This is a genomic window from Rhodococcus sp. EPR-157 (assembly GCF_001647195.1).
In the GTDB taxonomy this organism is placed as follows: Bacteria; Actinomycetota; Actinomycetes; order Mycobacteriales; family Mycobacteriaceae; genus Rhodococcoides.
On sequence record NZ_LVCV01000372.1, the window covers coordinates 1 to 3258 of the forward strand.

General features: G+C 61.9%; 4 protein-coding genes, 2 tRNA genes and 1 pseudogene. 3 read left to right on the plus strand and 4 right to left on the minus strand.

Annotation, left to right across the window (positions count from 1 at the left end; translation table 11 throughout):
* Window positions 1-247 (minus strand): annotated as a pseudogene (locus tag A2J03_RS31725) (bifunctional 3'-5' exonuclease/DNA polymerase); the annotation flags it as partial.
* Window positions 248-450: 203 nt separating this feature from the next.
* Here A2J03_RS31725 and A2J03_RS17070 point away from each other — a divergent pair.
* Together A2J03_RS17070 and A2J03_RS17075 are read left to right on the plus strand one after the other, a co-directional pair.
* Window positions 451-522 (plus strand) — tRNA-Gln (locus A2J03_RS17070).
* 104 nt (window positions 523-626) lie between these two features.
* Window positions 627-699 (plus strand) — tRNA-Glu (locus tag A2J03_RS17075).
* 72 nt (window positions 700-771) lie between these two features.
* Here the strand turns inward: A2J03_RS17075 and A2J03_RS31160 are convergent.
* The 3 genes from A2J03_RS31160 to A2J03_RS17090 form a co-directional block, all read right to left on the minus strand.
* A complete protein-coding gene (locus A2J03_RS31160) occupies window positions 772-939 on the minus strand; it encodes a DUF5302 domain-containing protein (protein WP_197480833.1) in 168 nt (55 codons plus the stop codon).
* 91 nt (window positions 940-1030) lie between these two features.
* On the minus strand, window positions 1031-1528 hold the full coding sequence (locus A2J03_RS17085) for a pyridoxamine 5'-phosphate oxidase family protein (protein ID WP_068376164.1): 498 nt from the start codon (window positions 1526-1528) through the stop codon (window positions 1031-1033).
* Between the two features lie 54 nt (window positions 1529-1582).
* Window positions 1583-2284, minus strand: a complete 702-nt coding sequence (locus A2J03_RS17090; RefSeq protein ID WP_068376165.1) for an IclR family transcriptional regulator — start codon at window positions 2282-2284, stop codon at window positions 1583-1585.
* Window positions 2285-2418: 134 nt separating this feature from the next.
* On the opposite strand from A2J03_RS17090, the gene A2J03_RS17095 reads away from it, so the two are divergent.
* Window positions 2419-3258: aconitase family protein (locus A2J03_RS17095; protein WP_269455216.1), on the plus strand; the 840-nt coding region annotated here is incomplete at its 3' end.

The following is a 3258-nucleotide window of genomic DNA, read 5'->3' on the forward strand; positions in this document are numbered from 1 at the left end:
GCATTCGGAGAATGGCCTCGGTCAACGACAGGTCGTGGCATCTGGCCACCCGGACATCCGCGCGCAGAAGCGCCGGATAGGTGCGGGCGGTGCTCTCCCACACCCATCGGGGCTGCTCGCTCCGTTCGATCCGAGAGACAGTCTCCGCGAGATCCGAGCACTCGATGGTCGGTCCCGAGGGAACCCCGTCCTCGGCGGTGGGGAATAGGAACGTCGACGCATCCGTGGGCGCTACCACCATCCTCATCGGGTCGAACTCGCAGTTCTCATCGCACTCGAGTCTGCGCTGACCGCGTCGGACCGTCGCCGGCAGGGTCGATCGCTACCACTGAGCTCGAATCGAGGTCCCTGACCTGGCGATTTGGAGAAACACCACTGTCCTTTGATAGTCTCTATCCCGGCTCGAAACGCGGTGCGCATCGGCAGGATGCGGATCAGCGCCAAGGTCATTGGGGTATGGTGTAATTGGCAACACAGCGGTTTCTGGTACCGCCATTCTAGGTTCGAGTCCTGGTACCCCAGCAAGCGTTCGGAGACGATTTGGTCGCCGAGCGTCAGCCGGTTAAGCTGGCTGAGCTTTCAACTGGTCCGTCTTGGTTGTGAGTATGCAGTATCTGAAAGTTCCTGGCCCCGTCGTCTAGCGGCCTAGGACGCCGCCCTCTCAAGGCGGTAGCGCGGGTTCGAATCCCGTCGGGGCTACAAGAACGAAAAATACCCTCTCATCGCGTGCGATGAGAGGGTATTTTCTTGCTCGATCCTTGCCGAAGAATGTCAGACGCTCTTGCGGCGGAACATCTTCTGGTGATCTGCAGGACCGTGCGCATTGTTGATCTTGGAGCCGCTGTCCTTGTGCTCGGTGGACAGGGTCGACTTATGGTTCTTCTTCTCGAGTGCCTCACGAAACTTCTTCTTGAGATCTTCGTTGGTCGATTCGGACATGATCGCTCCTCGCACGTCGGTGACGATTGAAACGTACCGCACCTGTGACGTCGTGCTCACCCGATTTTTCCGCGCGAGCGCGCCGGAGCGGTCACAAGTACCTTGCCGTAGTCCCGCCGAGTGGCATGGCAGGAAGTCCGAGCTTGCGGTGATCCCATGATCGGACGCGATCGACGGCGATGCGCACCGCAATGCGCTTGTTCATCATCTGGTCGACGAGTGGCGCTACGTCGTCGGAGTACGGCCCTGCGTAGCGCTCCCACACACTGATGCCGACCCGTCTGATCGACGCGGGATCGTCGACGATCTCGGCCCGCCCCTCGATCGACACTCCTCGGAGGGTGTCGTAGGTGAGACCGTCTTCCACGAGAATCGTCACCCTGGAGTCTCGGCGGAGGTTGACAGCCTTCTGTGATTTCGACTTCGTCTCGAACCACACGTCCCCGTCGATCAGGGCGTACCACATGGCGACCAGGTGAGGTCTCCCGTCGGGGCCGATCGTGGCGAGGTTGGCGATGCGAGAGCGCTCGAGAAACGTGGCGGTCTCGGATTCTGACATCGTGATCTGTGCACGCTGGTTGTTACCCACGCTGTCCTATGTAGCAGACGTTACCGCCGAGGCACCGTGTTTCGGCGAGAGTCGCTACAAACGTTTGTGTATCGCATCGGCCGCAGCGAGGAGGTCGGCGGCCCATCGTGCGCCTGGGCGCCTGCCGATTCGGTCGATCGGACCCGAGACGGACACGGCCGCAACCACGTTGCCCGCACCGTCCCTGACCGGCGCAGCGACGCTTGCGACACCAGGCTCCCGTTCACCTGCACTCTGGGCCCATCCGCGCCTGCGTACTTCGGCGAGAACGCGCTCGCCGAATTCCGCGTCGGCGAGCACCGCGCGTTGAGTCTGTGCATCGGCCCACGCGAGCAGAACCTTTGCGCCGGAGCCTGCGGTCATGGGCAATCGCGCACCGACGAGGACCGTGTCGCGCAGTCCTGTCGGTGGTTCCATCGAGGCCACGCACACGCGGACGGTCCCCTCGCAGCGGTAGACCTGCACGCTTTCGCCGGTGATTTCACGAAGGCGAGGAAGAACGGCTGCTGCGGCATCGATCAGTGTGTCCGCTGCGGTGGCGGCGAGTTCGGCAAGCCCTGGGCCGGGTCGCCATAGTCCGTTCGAATCGCGGGTCAGCAGGCGGTGAATTTCGAGGCCGACAGCGAGGCGGTGCGCGGTTGCTCTCGGAAGCCCGGTGCGAGTGCAGAGATCGCTGAGCGTGCAGGGTTCCTCGGCCACCGCGTGCAGAACACCCATCGCTTTGTCGAGAACACCGATGCCGCTATGCTGTCTCATAGGTCGATATTATCGTCTCGCATAGTGGGAAGTCACCACCGGGTCGAGTTTGGATATGTCGACACGGAATACGCGACGTGGGCCAGCCGAACAGTCCACCGGCGCTACGCACTCGAGGAATGGTTGGTGTTCTTATGGCCGGCACAGCACGCACACTGGCAGAGAAAGTCTGGGATCAGCATGTCGTCGTTCGCGGCGGTGGCGAGGGCGGTTCGCGTGAACCCGACTTGATCTACATCGACTTGCATTTGGTTCACGAGGTCACCAGTCCACAGGCTTTCGACGGTCTGCGTCTGGCGAACCGCCCGTTGCGTAGACCCGATCTGACCATCGCGACCGAGGATCACAACGTACCGACGGCGGACATTTTTTCGCCGATCAAGGACCTGGTGTCTCGTACACAGGTGGACACGTTGCGCCGAAACTGTGAGGAGTTCGGTGTTCGGCTCTATCCGATGGGCGATCTGGATCAGGGCATCGTGCACATCATCGGCCCCCAATTGGGGCTGACGCAGCCCGGGATGACGGTGGTGTGCGGCGACAGTCATACCTCGACCCACGGCGCGTTCGGCGCGATCGCGATGGGTATCGGTACCAGCGAGGTCGAACATGTCATGGCTACTCAGACACTGTCACTGCGACCCTTCAAGACGATGGCCATCACGGTCGACGGTGAGCTGGCTCCCGGGGTTACGAGCAAGGATCTGATTCTCGCGGTGATCGCGAAGATCGGCACCGGTGGCGGTCAGGGATACGTTCTCGAGTACCGCGGCGAAGCCATCAGGAAGCTGTCGATGGAAGCTCGAATGACCATCTGCAACATGTCGATCGAGGCGGGCGCACGCGCCGGGATGATCGCCCCGGACGAGATCACCTACGAGTACATCAAGGGCCGTCCCCATGCGCCACAAGGTAGCGACTGGGATGCGGCGGTCGCGGCATGGGAGGAATTGAAGACCGATCCGGATGCCGTC